Annotated in this window: 15 protein-coding genes; 4 read left to right on the top strand and 11 right to left on the bottom strand. The window is 70.7% G+C overall.

Annotation, left to right across the window (positions count from 1 at the left end; all coding sequences use genetic code 11):
* The 6 genes from A5673_RS30280 to A5673_RS25290 form a co-directional block, all read right to left on the bottom strand.
* Window positions 1-113: adenosylhomocysteinase (locus A5673_RS30280; RefSeq protein ID WP_231971456.1), on the bottom strand; the 113-nt coding region annotated here is incomplete at its 3' end.
* A 50-nt stretch (window positions 114-163) separates the two neighbouring features.
* On the bottom strand, window positions 164-775 hold the full coding sequence (locus A5673_RS25310) for a TetR family transcriptional regulator (protein WP_156748613.1): 612 nt from the start codon (window positions 773-775) through the stop codon (window positions 164-166).
* Between the two features lie 26 nt (window positions 776-801).
* Window positions 802-984, bottom strand: coding sequence for a rubredoxin RubB (gene rubB, locus A5673_RS25305; protein ID WP_066940784.1), 183 nt, complete (start codon window positions 982-984; stop codon window positions 802-804).
* The gene (locus A5673_RS25300) at window positions 981-1,154 is read right to left on the bottom strand and encodes a rubredoxin (protein WP_068238913.1); all 174 of its coding nucleotides are present in this window, start codon (window positions 1,152-1,154) and stop codon (window positions 981-983) included. The genes rubB and A5673_RS25300 overlap by 4 nt, the downstream gene beginning before the upstream one ends.
* On the bottom strand, window positions 1,151-2,386 hold the full coding sequence (locus A5673_RS25295) for an alkane 1-monooxygenase (protein WP_068238912.1): 1,236 nt from the start codon (window positions 2,384-2,386) through the stop codon (window positions 1,151-1,153). Before A5673_RS25295 ends, A5673_RS25300 begins: the two co-directional genes overlap by 4 nt.
* A gap of 267 nt (window positions 2,387-2,653) precedes the next feature.
* Entirely contained in the window at window positions 2,654-4,162 is a 1,509-nt protein-coding gene (locus tag A5673_RS25290; RefSeq protein ID WP_068238911.1) for an APC family permease, read from the bottom strand.
* Window positions 4,163-4,225: 63 nt separating this feature from the next.
* Between A5673_RS25290 and A5673_RS25285 the strand changes: the two genes are divergently transcribed.
* Window positions 4,226-5,626: an NAD(P)/FAD-dependent oxidoreductase gene (locus tag A5673_RS25285; protein WP_068238909.1), complete on the top strand. Its 1,401-nt coding sequence runs from the start codon at window positions 4,226-4,228 to the stop codon at window positions 5,624-5,626.
* On the opposite strand, the gene manA is transcribed toward A5673_RS25285, so the two are convergent.
* The 4 genes from manA to A5673_RS25265 form a co-directional block, all read right to left on the bottom strand.
* Entirely contained in the window at window positions 5,604-6,830 is a 1,227-nt protein-coding gene (gene manA, locus A5673_RS25280) for a mannose-6-phosphate isomerase, class I (RefSeq protein ID WP_068238908.1), read from the bottom strand. The genes A5673_RS25285 and manA overlap by 23 nt on opposite strands.
* Window positions 6,831-6,838: 8 nt before the next feature.
* Entirely contained in the window at window positions 6,839-7,939 is a 1,101-nt protein-coding gene (locus A5673_RS25275) for a TobH protein (RefSeq protein WP_068238906.1), read from the bottom strand.
* A complete protein-coding gene (locus tag A5673_RS25270) occupies window positions 7,936-9,324 on the bottom strand; it encodes a phosphomannomutase/phosphoglucomutase (protein WP_068238903.1) in 1,389 nt (462 codons plus the stop codon). The genes A5673_RS25275 and A5673_RS25270 overlap by 4 nt, the downstream gene beginning before the upstream one ends.
* A 116-nt stretch (window positions 9,325-9,440) precedes the next feature.
* Window positions 9,441-9,887, bottom strand: coding sequence for a DUF3499 domain-containing protein (locus tag A5673_RS25265; protein ID WP_082958947.1), 447 nt, complete (start codon window positions 9,885-9,887; stop codon window positions 9,441-9,443).
* Window positions 9,888-10,072: 185 nt separating this feature from the next.
* Here A5673_RS25265 and A5673_RS25260 point away from each other — a divergent pair, with 185 nt between their 5' ends.
* Complete coding sequence (locus tag A5673_RS25260) at window positions 10,073-10,495, top strand: metallopeptidase family protein (protein ID WP_068238927.1); 423 nt, start codon at window positions 10,073-10,075, stop codon at window positions 10,493-10,495.
* Between the two features lie 9 nt (window positions 10,496-10,504).
* On the opposite strand, the gene A5673_RS25255 is transcribed toward A5673_RS25260, so the two are convergent.
* Window positions 10,505-10,843 (bottom strand): WhiB family transcriptional regulator, encoded by a 339-nt coding sequence (locus tag A5673_RS25255; RefSeq protein WP_066962075.1) that lies wholly within the window; start codon window positions 10,841-10,843, stop codon window positions 10,505-10,507.
* A 320-nt stretch (window positions 10,844-11,163) separates the two neighbouring features.
* On the opposite strand from A5673_RS25255, the gene cofD reads away from it, so the two are divergent.
* Entirely contained in the window at window positions 11,164-12,159 is a 996-nt protein-coding gene (gene cofD / locus A5673_RS25250) for a 2-phospho-L-lactate transferase (RefSeq protein ID WP_068238900.1), read from the top strand.
* Window positions 12,156-13,508 (top strand): coenzyme F420-0:L-glutamate ligase, encoded by a 1,353-nt coding sequence (locus tag A5673_RS25245; protein WP_068238898.1) that lies wholly within the window; start codon window positions 12,156-12,158, stop codon window positions 13,506-13,508. Before cofD ends, A5673_RS25245 begins: the two co-directional genes overlap by 4 nt.
* The last annotated feature ends 3 nt before the right edge of the window (window positions 13,509-13,511 follow it).

The raw sequence follows: 13,511 nt of genomic DNA, 5'->3' as shown, positions 1-13,511 counted from the left end.
TGCTCCGACAGCTCAATATCGCGGCGCCCGTAATCCGCCAACGACAAATCGGCCACCTTGAAATCAATACCGTTACGAACGTCGGCGGTGAGCTTGCTTTCGGTCGTCGTCATGGCGTCATTCATCCTTCATAGGGCTTATGGGAATCCAAGCGGTACTTAGCTTAGGTATGTTCCTCCGCCACTGTAGCCGCGACCCCATGGCGCTCGGCGAACGGCGTCATCAGCCGGGCCAGGTCCGCCGCGACGTCGTGGTCGGCCTCCGGCGGCATCGACACGTAGCTCAGCGCGAGGCGCACGATGGCGCGCGCCAGCACGCCGGCGTCCTCGTCGCTGGCGGCCACCCAGCTCTGGGTCAACGACGCGGTCAGGCGGGTCGACGCCCGGGTGATGATGGGCGCGCTGTCGGTGGTGATGAGCTGCAGCAGGTCCGGCTTGGCGACGCCGGTCAGCAACGAGATCACCAGCGGGTCGGCCGCCGACTCGGCGAAGAAGGAACGGAAGCCCTGCAGGAACGCCTCGTAGAGGTGGCCGACGTTGGCGTCGATCGCGCCGCCGACCGCGTCGACCAGCCGATCGGCCAGGCGCAGGGCGTACCCCTGGGCCAGGCCCTGGCGCGAGCCGAACTCGTTGTAGATGGTCTGCCGGCTGATGCCCGCGGCGCGGGCCACGTCCGCCAGCGTGACGGCCGACCAGTCCCGGGCCAGCAACAGGTCCCGCATCGCGTCGAGCACCGAGTCGCGCAACAGGACGCGCGACGCCTCCGCGTACGGCATCCGCTTCACAGGCGCGACTGTAACGCTCACGGTCGCGCCACCTCCACCATCTCGAAGTCGGACTTCGCCGCGCCGCAGTCCGGGCAGCTCCAGTCCTCGGGGATATCGTCCCAGCGGGTCCCGGGCGCGATCCCGTCCTCCGGCCAGCCCAGCGCCTCGTCGTACTCGAACCCGCACTGGATGCAGCGGAACAGCTTGTAGTCGCTCATGCGTTGGCTCCTTGTTTCTCGAAGTCGATCTTCTCGCGCACCGCGCAATCGGGGCAGCACCAGTCGTCCGGGATGTCGCCGAAGGGCGTGCCCGGGGGAAAGCCTTCCCGCGGAGCGCCTTTCGCCTCGTCGTAAACGTAGTCGCAGCCCGGGCAGCGGTAGGCGCTCATGCGCTCACCGCGTGGCGCGCCAGCACCCGGTCGCGGACCCGCGGGTGGACGTTGACCTTGGTGATGTCGCCGTCGTAGTGCTCGAGCACCCGGTGGTCCATCACCCTGCGCCACAGCGGCGGGAAGTAGGTGAGCGAGATCATCGACGCGTAGCCGCTGGGCAGGTTCGGCGCGCCCGCCATGCTGCGCAGCGTCTGGTACCGGCGGGTCGGGTTGGCGTGGTGATCGCTGTGCCGCTGCAGGTGGTAGAGGAACAGGTTGGTGACGATGTGGTCGCTGTTCCAGCTGTGCACCGGCGCGCACCGCTCGTAGCGCGCTTTCCCGGAAGGCGAGTCGAGCCGCTGCCGCAGCAGGCCGTAGTGCTCCAGGTAGTTGACGGCCTCGAGCAGGCTGAACCCGAACACCGCCTGGATGATCACGAACGGGAGCAGGCCCACGCCGAAGACCGCGATCAGCGCGCCCCACAACACCAGCGACATCGCCCACGCGTTCAGCACGTCGTTGCCCGGGTAGGTCCGGGGGTCCCAGGGGTTCTTCCCCTGCCGGCGCAGCCGCTGCGCCTCCAAGCCGAACGCCGAGCGCAGGCTGCCGAACACGCTGCGCGGCAGGAACTCCCAGAACGTCTCGCCGAAGCGCGCCGACGCCGGGTCCTCCGGGGTGGACACGCGCACGTGGTGGCCGCGGTTGTGCTCGATGTAGAAGTGGCCGTAGCAGGTCTGCGCCAGCGTGATCTTGGACAGCCACCGCTCCAGCGATTCCTTCTTGTGCCCCATCTCGTGCGCCGTGTTGATCCCCACCCCGCCGAGGACCCCGACGGACAGCGCCACGCCCAGCTTGCCCGCCCAGCCCAGGCCGCCGTCAAACCCGAGCCAGCTCAGGTCCGAGGCGGTGAACAGGTAGGCGCCCAACAGCACGCTGAGGTACTGGAACGGGATGTAGACGTAGGTGCAGCGGCGGTAGTACTTGTCGTTCTCCAGCCGCTCCATCACCTCGTCGGGCGGGTTCTGCCCGTCGGGCCCGAATCGCACGTCGAGCAGCGGCAGCAGGACATAGAGCAGGATCGGGCCGATCCACAGCGGCGCCTGCGCGGCGGCGTGCCAGCCGAACCGGTTGAGCGCCCACACGATCGGCAGCATCACGAACAGCGCCGTCGGGGCGATGAGTCCCATGAGCCACAGATGGCGCTTCCTGTCCCGCCAGGTCGTCGCATCGGTAGGGCTGAGTGTGGTCATATGCCAAACCTCCTTGTGAGTCACACCACGTTGGAATTGGACATTACCGAGCTTTGCGTCTCCTGTCTAGACATAGAGCACTAATTTGTAAACGAACCGGTGCTTCTGGCATGCCGCCAGAGCCCCGGGTGTGCGCGGACGGCGTCGAAAGTGCAGTCAGGGCGCGGATCCGGCCCGTTTTCCGCCCGGGGTTCACTCGGAAAGCCGCAAGTGCACACGCAAAGCGCGGCGCGGAGGGTCGACCTGGACTTCCGCGAGCTCGGCGGCCTATGCCGGCGCGGAGGTCGCGTCGGGTTCTTTATCGGGCTCCCGCCCGGCGTCCCGGCGTCCCTGCACGGAGTGCCGGTACCCGTAGCCGGCGTAGATCGCGGTGCCCACCACCAGCCACACGGCGAACCGCACCCAGGTCAGCGCTGTGAGGTTGAGCATCAGCCACACGCAGGCGCAGATCGACGCGACGGGCAGCACCGGTACCCACGGGGCCCGGAACCCCCGCTCCAGGTCCGGCCGGGTGCGGCGCAGGACCATGACGCCGGCCGACACCAGGACGAACGCGAACAGCGTCCCGACGTTCACCATCTCCTCGAGTTTGGTGATCGGGAAGACCGATGCCGTCGCCGCCACGACGATCGCGACCAGGACCGTGATCCGGACCGGGGTGCCGCGCGACCCGGTCTTGGCCAGCGGCCGCGGCAACAGCCCGTCGCGCGCCATCGCGAACAGCACCCGGCACTGCCCGAGCATCAGCACCATCACCACGGTGGTCAGCCCCGCCAGGGCGCCGATGGCGATGATTTTGCTGGCCCAATCGATCCCGTTTGCCGCGAACGCCGTGGCCAGGTTGGCCGGCTTGTGACCGGGCACGGTCTTGAGCTGGGTGTAGGACACCATGCCGGACAGCACCACCGCGACGGCGACATACAGCAGGGTGACGACTCCCAGCGACACCAAGATCCCGCGCGGGACGTCGCGCTGGGGCCTCTTGGTCTCCTCGGCCATGGTGGCGACGATGTCGAAGCCGATGAACGCGAAGAACACGATGGACGCCCCCGCCAGCACGCCGTAGAGGCCGTAGTGGCTGCTGTGGGCCCCGGTCAGCAGCGAGAGCACCGACTGATTGATGCCCGACGCCTCGTGGCCGGACTCGGGCTTCGGGATGAACGGCGAGTAGTTGGAGCCCTTGATATAGAAGGCGCCCACGATCACGACCAGCAGCACCACCGACACCTTGATGCCGGTGATCACCGCGGAGAACCGCGACGACAGCTTGGTGCCCAGGGCGATCAGCGTCGCCACCGTCGCGACGATCAGCAGCGCGCCCCAGTCGAGCTGGAGCGATCCGAGTTGCACTGTGCCACCGGCGAATCCGAACACGTTACCGAGGTAGCTCGACCAGCCCTTGGACACGACGGCCGCGCCGACCGCCAGTTCCAGCAGCAGGTTCCACCCGATGGTCCAGGCCAGGAACTCACCGAAGGTGGCGTAGGAGAACGTGTAGGCGCTGCCCGCCACCGGCAGCGTCGAGGCGAACTCGGCGTAGCACAGGGCGGCCAGCGCGCAGGTGACGGCGGCGATCACGAACGAGATCCAGATGGCGGGCCCGGTGATGTCGCCGGTGGTGGACGCGGTGACGGTGAAGATGCCGGCGCCGATCACCACCGCGACGCCGAACACGGTCAGGTCCCACCACGTCAGCTCCCTGCGCAGCCGGGTCTCGGGCTCGTCGGTGTCGGCGATCGACTGCTCGACCGACTTGGTGCGCCACCGATTTGCCATTCCGCCGCCCCCTTCCCGGTGCGCACACCCGTTGGACCGCACAGTACTGGGTAGTCTGCGGGCATGGCGGGAAGCGGGGGGAACGCACGGGATCACGCGGCGGTCATCGGGGGGAGCATCGCGGGGTTGTGTGCCGCGCGGGTGCTGTCCGATTGCTACTCGCGGGTGACGGTCTATGAGCGCGACGAATTGCCGGGCGCGCCGGCGAATCGCGCGGCGGTCCCGCAGGACCGGCATCTACACATGCTGATGGCGCGCGGGGCGGCGGAGTTCGAGAGCCTGTTTCCCGGCCTGCTGGCCGACATGGTGGCCGCGGGCGTGCCGATGCTGGAGAACCGGCCGGACTGCATCCACCTCGGCGCCGCGGGCCATGTCCTCGGGACGGGTCACACGCTGCGCGACGAGTTCACCGCGTACGTGCCCAGCCGGCCGCACCTGGAGTGGCAGCTGCGCCGGCGGGTGCGCGAGATCGCCAACGTCGAGATCGTGCGGCGGTCGGTTTCCGAGCCGCGCTACGACGGCGGGCTCCAACGCGTCACCGGCGTGCTGCTGGACGCCCGAGACGGGGGCGAGCCGGAGTTCGTGCCGACCGACCTCGTCGTCGACGCGGCGGGCCGGGGCACCCGGTTGCCGGTGTGGTTGGAGCAGTGGGGGTTTCAGCGCCCGGTCGAGGCCACCATGGACATCGGCATCCACTACGCGTCCCACCAGTTCCGCATGCCCGACGGCGTGATCGCCGAGAAGGTGGTGGTCGCCGGCGCCTCCCACGACGAGTCGCTCGGGCTGGGCATGCTGCATTACGAGGACCGCGTCTGGGTGCTGACCACGTTCGGCGTGGCCGACGCCAAACCGCCCAGGACGTTCCCGGAGATGCTCGCGCTGGCCGACAAGCTGCTGCCGGCGCATTTCAACGCCGCACTGGCGCAGGCGGAACCCTTCGGGGAGCCGGCGTTTCACGCGTTTCCGGCCAGCCGGTGGCGCCGCTACCACAAGCTGGACCGCTTCCCGGCCGGCATCGTCCCGTTCGGTGACGCCGTGGCCAGCTTCAACCCCACGTTCGGCCAGGGCATGACGATGACGTCGCTGCAGGCCGGCCACCTGCGCCGCGCGCTGCGATCCGACGACCTGGCCCGCGAGCTGAACCGGGCCACCGCCAAGACCACCTACCCGGTGTGGATGATGAACGCCATCGGCGACGTGACGTTCCACCACGCCACCACCAAGGGAGCCGTGCCCTGGTGGTGGCGGCCCTCCGGGGCGCTGTTCGACCAGTTCCTCGGGGCTGCCGAAACCGATCCCGTTCTGGCCGAATGGTTTTTGCGCCGGTTCTCGCTGTTGGACAGCCTGTACATGGTTCCGCCGCCGCGGATCGTCGGGCGCGCCATGGCGCACAACATGCGGCTGTGGCTGCGGGAGCGCCGGGAGGCCCGGCGCCCCCCCGTCACAGCCCTTCGGTCACCCTGAACAGCTTGGCGGGCTTGCGCGCGACCAGTCGGATGGGCCCGTCGTCGGCCGCCACCCAGGCGGCCATGCCCCGTTCCAGAGTGAGCGAGCCGGACTTGGCGTGCACGATCACGCAGCCCTCGCTGCACAACAGGATCTGCGGGCCCTCGTGGCTGCACGTCGCGTCGACCTCGTGGCCGAGGTACTCGCCGTCGAGCGCCAGCAGCGCGACGGCGAACTCGGCGGTCGGCGTCTGGTAGATCCGGCCGAACCCCTCGCAGCGGACGTGCGGGCGCAGTTGGGCCTCGGTGGTCGGGGTGAAGTCAAGCACCCGCAACAGCTCGGGCACGTCGACGTGTTTGGGGGTGAGCCCGCCGCGTAACACGTTGTCGGAGTTGGCCATCACCTCGACGGCGAAGCCGCGCAGATAGGTGTGCAGGTTGCCGGCCGACACGAAGATCGCCTCGCCCGGGGCCAGGGTGATGCGGTTGAGCAACAACGCCGCCAGCACGCCGGCGTCGCCGGGATAGCGTTCACCGAGCTCCAGCACCGTCTTGGCCTCGGCCGCGAATTCCGTTGCCCCGGAGCTGACGTAGGCGATGGCGCCGTCCAGCACGGCGGGGACCAGCACGTCGATGTCGGGCTGCGGCGCGGTGATCCAGGTGGTGAACAGCGCGCGCAGCCCGTCGGCGTCGGATTGGTCGTTCAGCAGGTCGATGTAGGGGTCGAGGTCGGATACGGCCAGCGCACGCAGCAGCTCGATGGTCGCCGACGCCTGGCGAAATCCGGCCAGCGCCTCGAACGACTGCAGCGCCACCAGCAACTCCGGCTTGTGGGAGGTGTCGCGGTAGTTGCGCAATGGCGAGGACACCGGGATGCCCAGCCGCTCCTCGCGCAGGTAGCCCTCGACCGCCTGCTCGGCGCTCGGGTGCGCCTGCAGCGACAGCGGCTCGTCGGCGGCCAGCACCTTGACCAAAAACGGGAGCACGTCCCCGAACCGGGCCCGCGAGCCCGCGCCGAGCTGTCCCTCCGGGTCGGCGACCAGCGCCTCCAGCAACGAGACCTCGCCCTGGTCGGTCTCCAGCCAGGCCGGGTCCCCGGGGTGGGCGCCGAACCAGAGCTCGGCCTCCGGATGGGCCGCCGGGACCGTGCGCCCGGTGAATTCCGCAATGGCGGTGCGCGATCCCCAGGCGTACGTCCGCAAGGCCCCGCGAAGCAATTCCACTTGTCTATCTATCCCCGCACCAGTCGCATGTAAACCGCGGCCATCTCGAGCCGAACGGCCAATACTGCCAGTTGCTGCTCGGCGCTGATGGCGCCCCCCACCGCCGGCGCGACCGTCGAACCGGCCGAGCCGCCGGGCCCGTCCGGGACGTCCTCGGCGGCAAGCAGGTACACGTCGTCGAGCCCCGCCGTCCGGGCGGCCACCACCGTCTGTTCGGCCGACAGGGTCAGGGCCAGCACCCGCAGCCGCTCGGGCCGCGGCCCGTCGATCTCCTCGTCGTGGAACAGGTCATCCACCGACCCGTCACCCGTGACCGCGGCCGCCCGCAGCGCCAGCACGGCATCCGCCAACCCGGTGGCGGCGACCACCTCGTGGGCGAGCCGCAGCAGCACCGAGCTGCCATGCCGGGCCAGGGCCAGCGTGGCGGCGCAGTCGCCCGCCAGCGCGACCCGGCGGCCGACCATCCGCGCGGCAATCGTCTTGGCGGGGTTGGTGAACAGCTCGCGGGCGGCGCTGTTGCGCAACGCCTCGGCATCCAGCTCGTCGGCGAGCACACCGAGGTCCTGCCCGCCCGGCCGGGGGTCGACGGTGTTCAGGACGGCCAGGCCCGCGGCGAGGTAGCGGCACAGCCCCAACTCGTCGGGCACCCAGACCCGCGGCTCCAGCACGGCGGCGCGCCCGGCGGTGGAGTCGCGCAACGGGCCCTCGTACGGGGCGGCCACGACCACCCGCGCGCCCCGGCGCACCCCGGTGGCGGCGGCGCTGACCAGCGCGGGATCGCCGGGGTCGTCGCCCGCGACCACCAGCACGTCCAGCGGGCCGACCCACGGCGGCGCCTCGCCGGTGACCGCGATCGGTTCGGAGGCCACCCCGCCCAGCGTCGCGGCGAGGATGGCGCCGGCGGTCTCGGCCGTCCCGCGGCCGGCCACCCAGATCACGCTGCGCGCGCGGTCGTCGGCCCGCAGCGAATCAAGCGCGCCCTCGTCGGTGGCCGCGGCGATCGCGCGCACCTGCGCGCCGGCCGACGACGCCGCCCGCAACAGGCCGTCGGTGTCGGCCGCGAGGAGGCGGTCGGCGTCCTCGAGGTCGATCGCCGCGGTGGCGTTCACGGTGTGGCCCCGGCGATCTCGGCGCGGATCTGGGCGACGACGGCGTCGACGTCCTCGGCGGTGCGGCCCTCCACGTTGAGCCGCAGCAGCGGCTCGGTGTTCGAGCTGCGCAGGTTGAACCAGCTGCCGTCGCCCAAATCGACCGTCACCCCGTCCAGGTGATCGATGGACTGAATCCGGGTGCCGAACGATTTCAGCACTGTATCCACGCAGTACGTCGCGTCGGCCACCGTGAAGTTGATCTCGCCCGACGACTCGTAGCGCTGGTAGTCGGCGGTCAGCTCCGACAGCGGCCGTTCGTGCTCGCCGAGGGCGGCCAGCACGTACAGCGCCGCCAGCATCCCCGAGTCGGCGCCCCAGAAATCCCGGAAGTAATAGTGCGCGGAGTGCTCCCCGCCGAAGATCGCGCCGGTGTCGGCCATCAGCGCCTTGATATAGGAGTGGCCGACCCGCGAGCGCAGCGGCGTGCCGCCGCGCTCGGTGACCAGTTCGGGCACCGCGCGGGAGGTGATCACGTTGTGGATGATCGTGGCGCCGATCTCCCGGCCCAGCTCCCGGGCGGCCACCAGGCCGGTCACCGTCGACGGCGACACCAGCTCCCCGCGCTCGTCGACCACGAAGCAGCGGTCGGCGTCGCCGTCGAAGGCCAGCCCGATGTCGGCGCCGTTGTCGCGCACGAATTTCTGCAGGTCCACCAGGTTGGCCGGGTCGAGCGGGTTGGCCTCGTGGTTGGGGAACGTCCCGTCGAGTTCGAAGTACAACGGCAGCACGGTGATCGAGTCGATCGCGCCCAGCACGGCCGGGGCGGTGTGGCCGGCCATGCCGTTGCCGGCGTCGACGGCCACCCGCAGCGGGCGCAGCCCGGAGGTGTCGACCAGCGAACGCAGGAACGCCCCGTAGTCGGCCAGCACGTCGCGATCGGTGGCGGTCCCCGGTGGGCCGTCGTACGCCGGAAAGCCCGGCAGGTCCCCGGTCAGTTGGCCGCTGATGGTGCTCAGCCCGGTGTCCGCCCCGACGGGTTTGGCGCCGGCGCGGCACAGCTTGATGCCGTTGTAGGCCGCCGGGTTGTGGCTCGCGGTGAACATCGCGCCCGGGCAGTCCAGCAGCCCGGAGGCGAAATAGAGCTGATCCGTGGACGCCAACCCGATGCGCACCACGTCCAGGCCCTGGCCCAGCACCCCGCGCGCGAACGCCGCGGCCAGTCCCGGCGAGCTGTCCCGCATGTCGTGGCCGAGCACCGCCTGCCGGGCGCCCTCGGCGCGCATCAACGCGGCGAACGCGGCGCCCAGATCGGCGACCAGCTCCTCGTCGAGTTCCTCGCCGACCAGCCCGCGCACGTCGTATGCCTTGACGACGCGGCGAACGGTCGCGGCGGACCGTGACATGCGAAACTCCTGACGCTCCGGACGGTGGGGCTCTTGGCGTCAGCCTATCGGCCCGGGAAAAACCTGCGGCGCGTTAGACCTCAGAGCCGACCCGGCCGGACCCGGCTAGACCCCGGCTAGTCGGAGGGGTCCGGCAGCACCCGCAGATGTCCGCGACGGCGACCGGAGCGGCGCTCAGGCGGCGCGAGCAGCCCGCTGCTCGGCGCGGTGGCCTGGGCTCCGGCGTGGATGTGGGGATCGGAAAAGCCGTTGAGCGGCGGGCCGGGGTGCGGCAGGTGCCCATCGCCCGGCCGCCCCTCGCGCACCGCGTCGGCGAGGGCGACCAGGTCGTCGTCGTGGGGGTGGGTGGGCTCGGCGAGCAGTGGGCCGGCGTGGCGCACCAGGTCCCAGCCGCGGGGAGCGGTGATCCGGCCGGCGTGGCCGACGCACAGGTCCCAGGAGTGCGGTTCGCGCGCGGTGGCGAGCGGGCCCACCACCGCCGTCGAATCCGAGTAGACGAACGTCAGGGTCGCCACGGCGTAGTGCGGACACCCGGGCCGGCAACAGCGACGGGGAACGTTCACGCCGAAAGGCTATCGTGCGCAAACGCCACCGAAGCGCCGGACACGCGCATCCGCCCGACCCGCGATGTACAACCGTTACCATCTGCCCAATGAGTGAATCCCGCGGCGATTCCCGCGGCTCCCCGCACGGCGATCGGCCGGTGCGCCGGTCGGCTTCCTACCGCGGGTCGCGCCGCGGCCGCGACATGCGCGGTCCGCTGCTGCCGCCGACCGTGCCCGGCTGGCGCAGCCGGGCCGAGCGGTTCGACATGGCGGTGCTGGAGGCCTACGAGCCGATCGAGCGGCGCTGGCAGGAACGGGTGTCCGAACTGGATGTGGCCGTCGACGAGATCCCCCGGATCGCCGCCAAGGACCCCGACAGCGTGCAGTGGCCGCCGGAGGTCATCGCCGACGGCCCGATCGCGCTCGCCCGGTTGATCCCGGCCGGCGTCGACGTCCGGGGCAACGCGACGCGGGCGCGAATTGTCTTGTTCCGCAAGCCGATTGAGCGACGGGCCAAGGACACCGACGAACTCGGCGAGCTGTTGCACGAAATCCTGGTGGCCCAGGTGGCCATCTACCTGGACGTCGAGCCCTCCGTCATCGACCCCACGATCGACGACGAATGACCTCGCGTGTCAGATGATGCCGCGCTTGAGGCGGCGGCGTTCCCGTTCGGAGAGGCCGCCCCAGATGCCGAAGCGCTCGTCGTGCGCCAGGGCGTACTCCAGGCACTCGTGGCGCACCTCGCACCCCAGGCAGATCTTCTTGGCCTCGCGGGTGGAGCCGCCCTTCTCCGGGAAGAAGGCCTCGGGGTCGGTTTGCGCGCACAGCGCGCGGTCCTGCCACTGATCCGGCGTCGCCGGCGGAAGGGGTTCGGGCTCGAAAGCGACTGGGGCGTCGGGAACCACAGTCAGGTGCGGACGGACCGGTGCCGCCGGCGCCGAGCCGATCATGGTCTGCGGTGTGCCTGTCATAACGCCCCGAAGGTGCTCATAAGACATGCTTCGTCCGCCTCCTCAGCTTTGATTTGAGAGAGTGAGTGTGTTCCCACTGTTCTGATGTACAGACAATTCGAACATGTGATCGAATCTCGGTCTGCGACACCGGAATCGGCCGGCCAACCGGGAAATGACACTGATGTGATTAGACACGGGTTGATCTGCCTGGTCAAGCGTTTCGGCGCATTTCCATATCATCTCGTGACCAAATTCCGGCGTTTCCGTTGTTTTTGGGCCGTCGGCGTGTCCATCACAGTCGGATCACGGGCAGTACTGTCGAGCCCTGTGAAGGTCAAGTGAAGGTCACGGTTCTGGCCGGTGGGGTTGGCGGCGCCCGGTTCCTGCTGGGGGTTCAACAGCTGTTCGGGCTGGGTCAGTTTGCAACGCAACAGGGCCCACACACCGACAGCCACGAGCTGACCGCGGTCGTCAACGTCGGCGACGACGCCTGGATCCACGGGTTGCGCGTCTGTCCGGATTTGGACACCTGCATGTACACCTTAGGTGGAGGGGTCGACCCGGAGCGCGGGTGGGGGCACCGCGACGAAACATGGCACGCCAAGGAGGAATTGGCGCGCTACGGCGTGCAGCCCGACTGGTTCCAGCTCGGCGACCGCGACCTGGGCACCCACCTGGTGCGCACCCAGATGCTGGGCGCGGGCTACCCGCTGTCGCAGATCACCGCGGCGTTGTGCGATCGCTGGCGGCCGGGCGCGCGGCTGCTGCCGGCCACCGACGACCGCTGCGAGACGCACGTGGTGATCACCGATCCGGCCGACGGGAGCCGGCGGGCGATCCACTTCCAGGAATGGTGGGTGCGCTACCGGGCGCAGGTGCCAACGCACAGCTTCGCGTTCGTCGGCGCCGAAAAGGCCGGTGCCGCAGCCGAAGCGGTGGCGGCGATCGCCGACGCCGACGTCATCCTGCTGGCGCCGTCCAACCCGGTCGTGAGCGTCGGGGCCATCCTGGCCGTCCCCGGCATCCGCGGCGCGCTGCGCGCCGCCACAGCCCCGGTCGTCGGCTACTCCCCGATCATCGGCGGAAAGCCGTTGCGCGGCATGGCCGATGCGTGCCTGTCCGTGATCGGGGTCCAGTCCACCGCGGAGGCGGTCGGCCGGCATTTCGGCTCGCGGCGGGGCACCGGGATCCTGGACTGCTGGCTGATCCACGAGGGCGACGAGGCCGACATCGACGGGGTCGCCGTGCGCGCGGTGCCGCTGTTGATGACCGACCCCAAGGCGACGGCCGAGATGGTCAGGGCCGGGCTGGAACTGGCGGGCGTGGACCAGTGACCGAGCACGGCACCGCGGCCACCGTCGAGATCCTCCCCGTCACCGGGCTGCCCGAGTTCCGGCCGGGAGACGACCTCGGCGCGGCGGTCGCCGCGGCGGCGCCCTGGCTGCGCGACGGCGACGTCGTGGTGGTCACCAGCAAGGTGGTGTCCAAGTGCGAGGGGCGCCTGGTGCCGGCCCCGCGGGACGCCGAGGAGCGCGATCGGCTGCGCCGCAAGCTCGTCGACGACGAGGCGGTGCGCGTGCTGGCGCGCAAGGGCCAGACGCTGATCACCGAGAACCGGCTCGGCCTGGTCCAGGCCGCCGCCGGCGTGGACGGGTCCAACGTCGGCCGCGACGAGCTGGCGCTGCTGCCGGTCGATCCCGACGCGAGCGCCGCCGCGCTGCGCGCCGCGCTGCGCGAGCGGCTCGGCGTCGACGTCGCCGTCGTCATCACCGACACCATGGGCCGCGCCTGGCGCAACGGCCAGACCGACGCGGCCGTCGGCGCCGCCGGGCTGCGGGTGCTGCACGGCTATGCGGGGGCCGTCGATGCGCACGGCAACGAGCTGCTCGTCACCGAGATCGCGATCGCCGACGAGGTGGCGGCCGCCGCCGATCTGGTCAAGGGCAAACTGACCGCGCTGCCGGTGGCCGTCGTGCGCGGGCTCGCCGTCACCGACGACGGCTCGACGGCGCGGCAACTGCTGCGCCCCGGCGACGAGGATCTGTTCTGGCTGGGCACCGCGGAGGCCATCGACCTGGGCCGTCGGCAGGCCCAGCTGGTGCGCCGGTCGGTGCGCCGGTTCGCCGACCAGCCGGTGCCGCCGGAGCTCATCGAGGACGCCGTCGCCGAGGCCCTGACCGCGCCGGCCCCCCACCACACCCGGCCGGTCCGGTTCGTGTGGCTGCGGACCCCGGACACCCGGACCCGGCTGCTGGACCGCATGAAGGACAGGTGGCGCTCCGACCTGGCCGGGGACCGGCGGCCCGCCGACGCGATCGAACGGCGGGTGGCGCGCGGCCAGATCCTCTACGACGCACCCGAAGTGGTGATCCCGTTCCTCGTCCCCGAGGGCGCCCACGCCTACCCCGACGCGGCCCGCACCGAGGCCGAGCACACCATGTTCACGGTCGCGGTCGGCGCGGCCGTGCAGGCCCTGCTGGTCGCGCTGGCGGTGCGGGGGGTGGGCAGCTGCTGGATCGGCTCGACCATCTTCGCCGCCGAGTTGGTCCGCGCCGAACTCGAGCTGCCCGCCGACTGGGAGCCGTTGGGCGCCATCGCGATCGGCTACGCCTCTGAGGCCGCCGGGGTCCCGCCCGGGCCGCGCGACGCGCCGGACCCCGGGGATTTGTTGCTGCGCAAGTAATAC

This window comes from Mycobacterium sp. E3198 (assembly GCF_001667015.1).
In the GTDB taxonomy this organism is placed as follows: Bacteria; Actinomycetota; Actinomycetes; order Mycobacteriales; family Mycobacteriaceae; genus Mycobacterium.
The sequence above is the reverse complement of the archived record's forward strand: the minus strand, read 5'-3'. Positions and strand labels throughout refer to the sequence as shown.

What these genes read in the sequence shown, in the direction of transcription:
- A5673_RS25310 (WP_156748613.1), bottom strand. Translation starts at nt 775, where the DNA reads ATGCCGTACGCGGAGGCGTCGCGCGTCCTGTTGCGCGACTCGGTGCTC.
- rubB (WP_066940784.1), bottom strand. Translation starts at nt 984, where the DNA reads ATGAGCGACTACAAGCTGTTCCGCTGCATCCAGTGCGGGTTCGAGTAC.
- A5673_RS25300 (WP_068238913.1), bottom strand. Translation starts at nt 1,154, where the DNA reads ATGAGCGCCTACCGCTGCCCGGGCTGCGACTACGTTTACGACGAGGCG.
- A5673_RS25295 (WP_068238912.1), bottom strand. Translation starts at nt 2,386, where the DNA reads ATGACCACACTCAGCCCTACCGATGCGACGACCTGGCGGGACAGGAAG.
- A5673_RS25290 (WP_068238911.1), bottom strand. Translation starts at nt 4,162, where the DNA reads ATGGCAAATCGGTGGCGCACCAAGTCGGTCGAGCAGTCGATCGCCGAC.
- A5673_RS25285 (WP_068238909.1), top strand. Translation starts at nt 4,226, where the DNA reads ATGGCGGGAAGCGGGGGGAACGCACGGGATCACGCGGCGGTCATCGGG.
- A5673_RS25270 (WP_068238903.1), bottom strand. Translation starts at nt 9,324, where the DNA reads ATGTCACGGTCCGCCGCGACCGTTCGCCGCGTCGTCAAGGCATACGAC.
- A5673_RS25260 (WP_068238927.1), top strand. Translation starts at nt 10,073, where the DNA reads ATGCGCGGTCCGCTGCTGCCGCCGACCGTGCCCGGCTGGCGCAGCCGG.
- A5673_RS25255 (WP_066962075.1), bottom strand. Translation starts at nt 10,843, where the DNA reads ATGACAGGCACACCGCAGACCATGATCGGCTCGGCGCCGGCGGCACCG.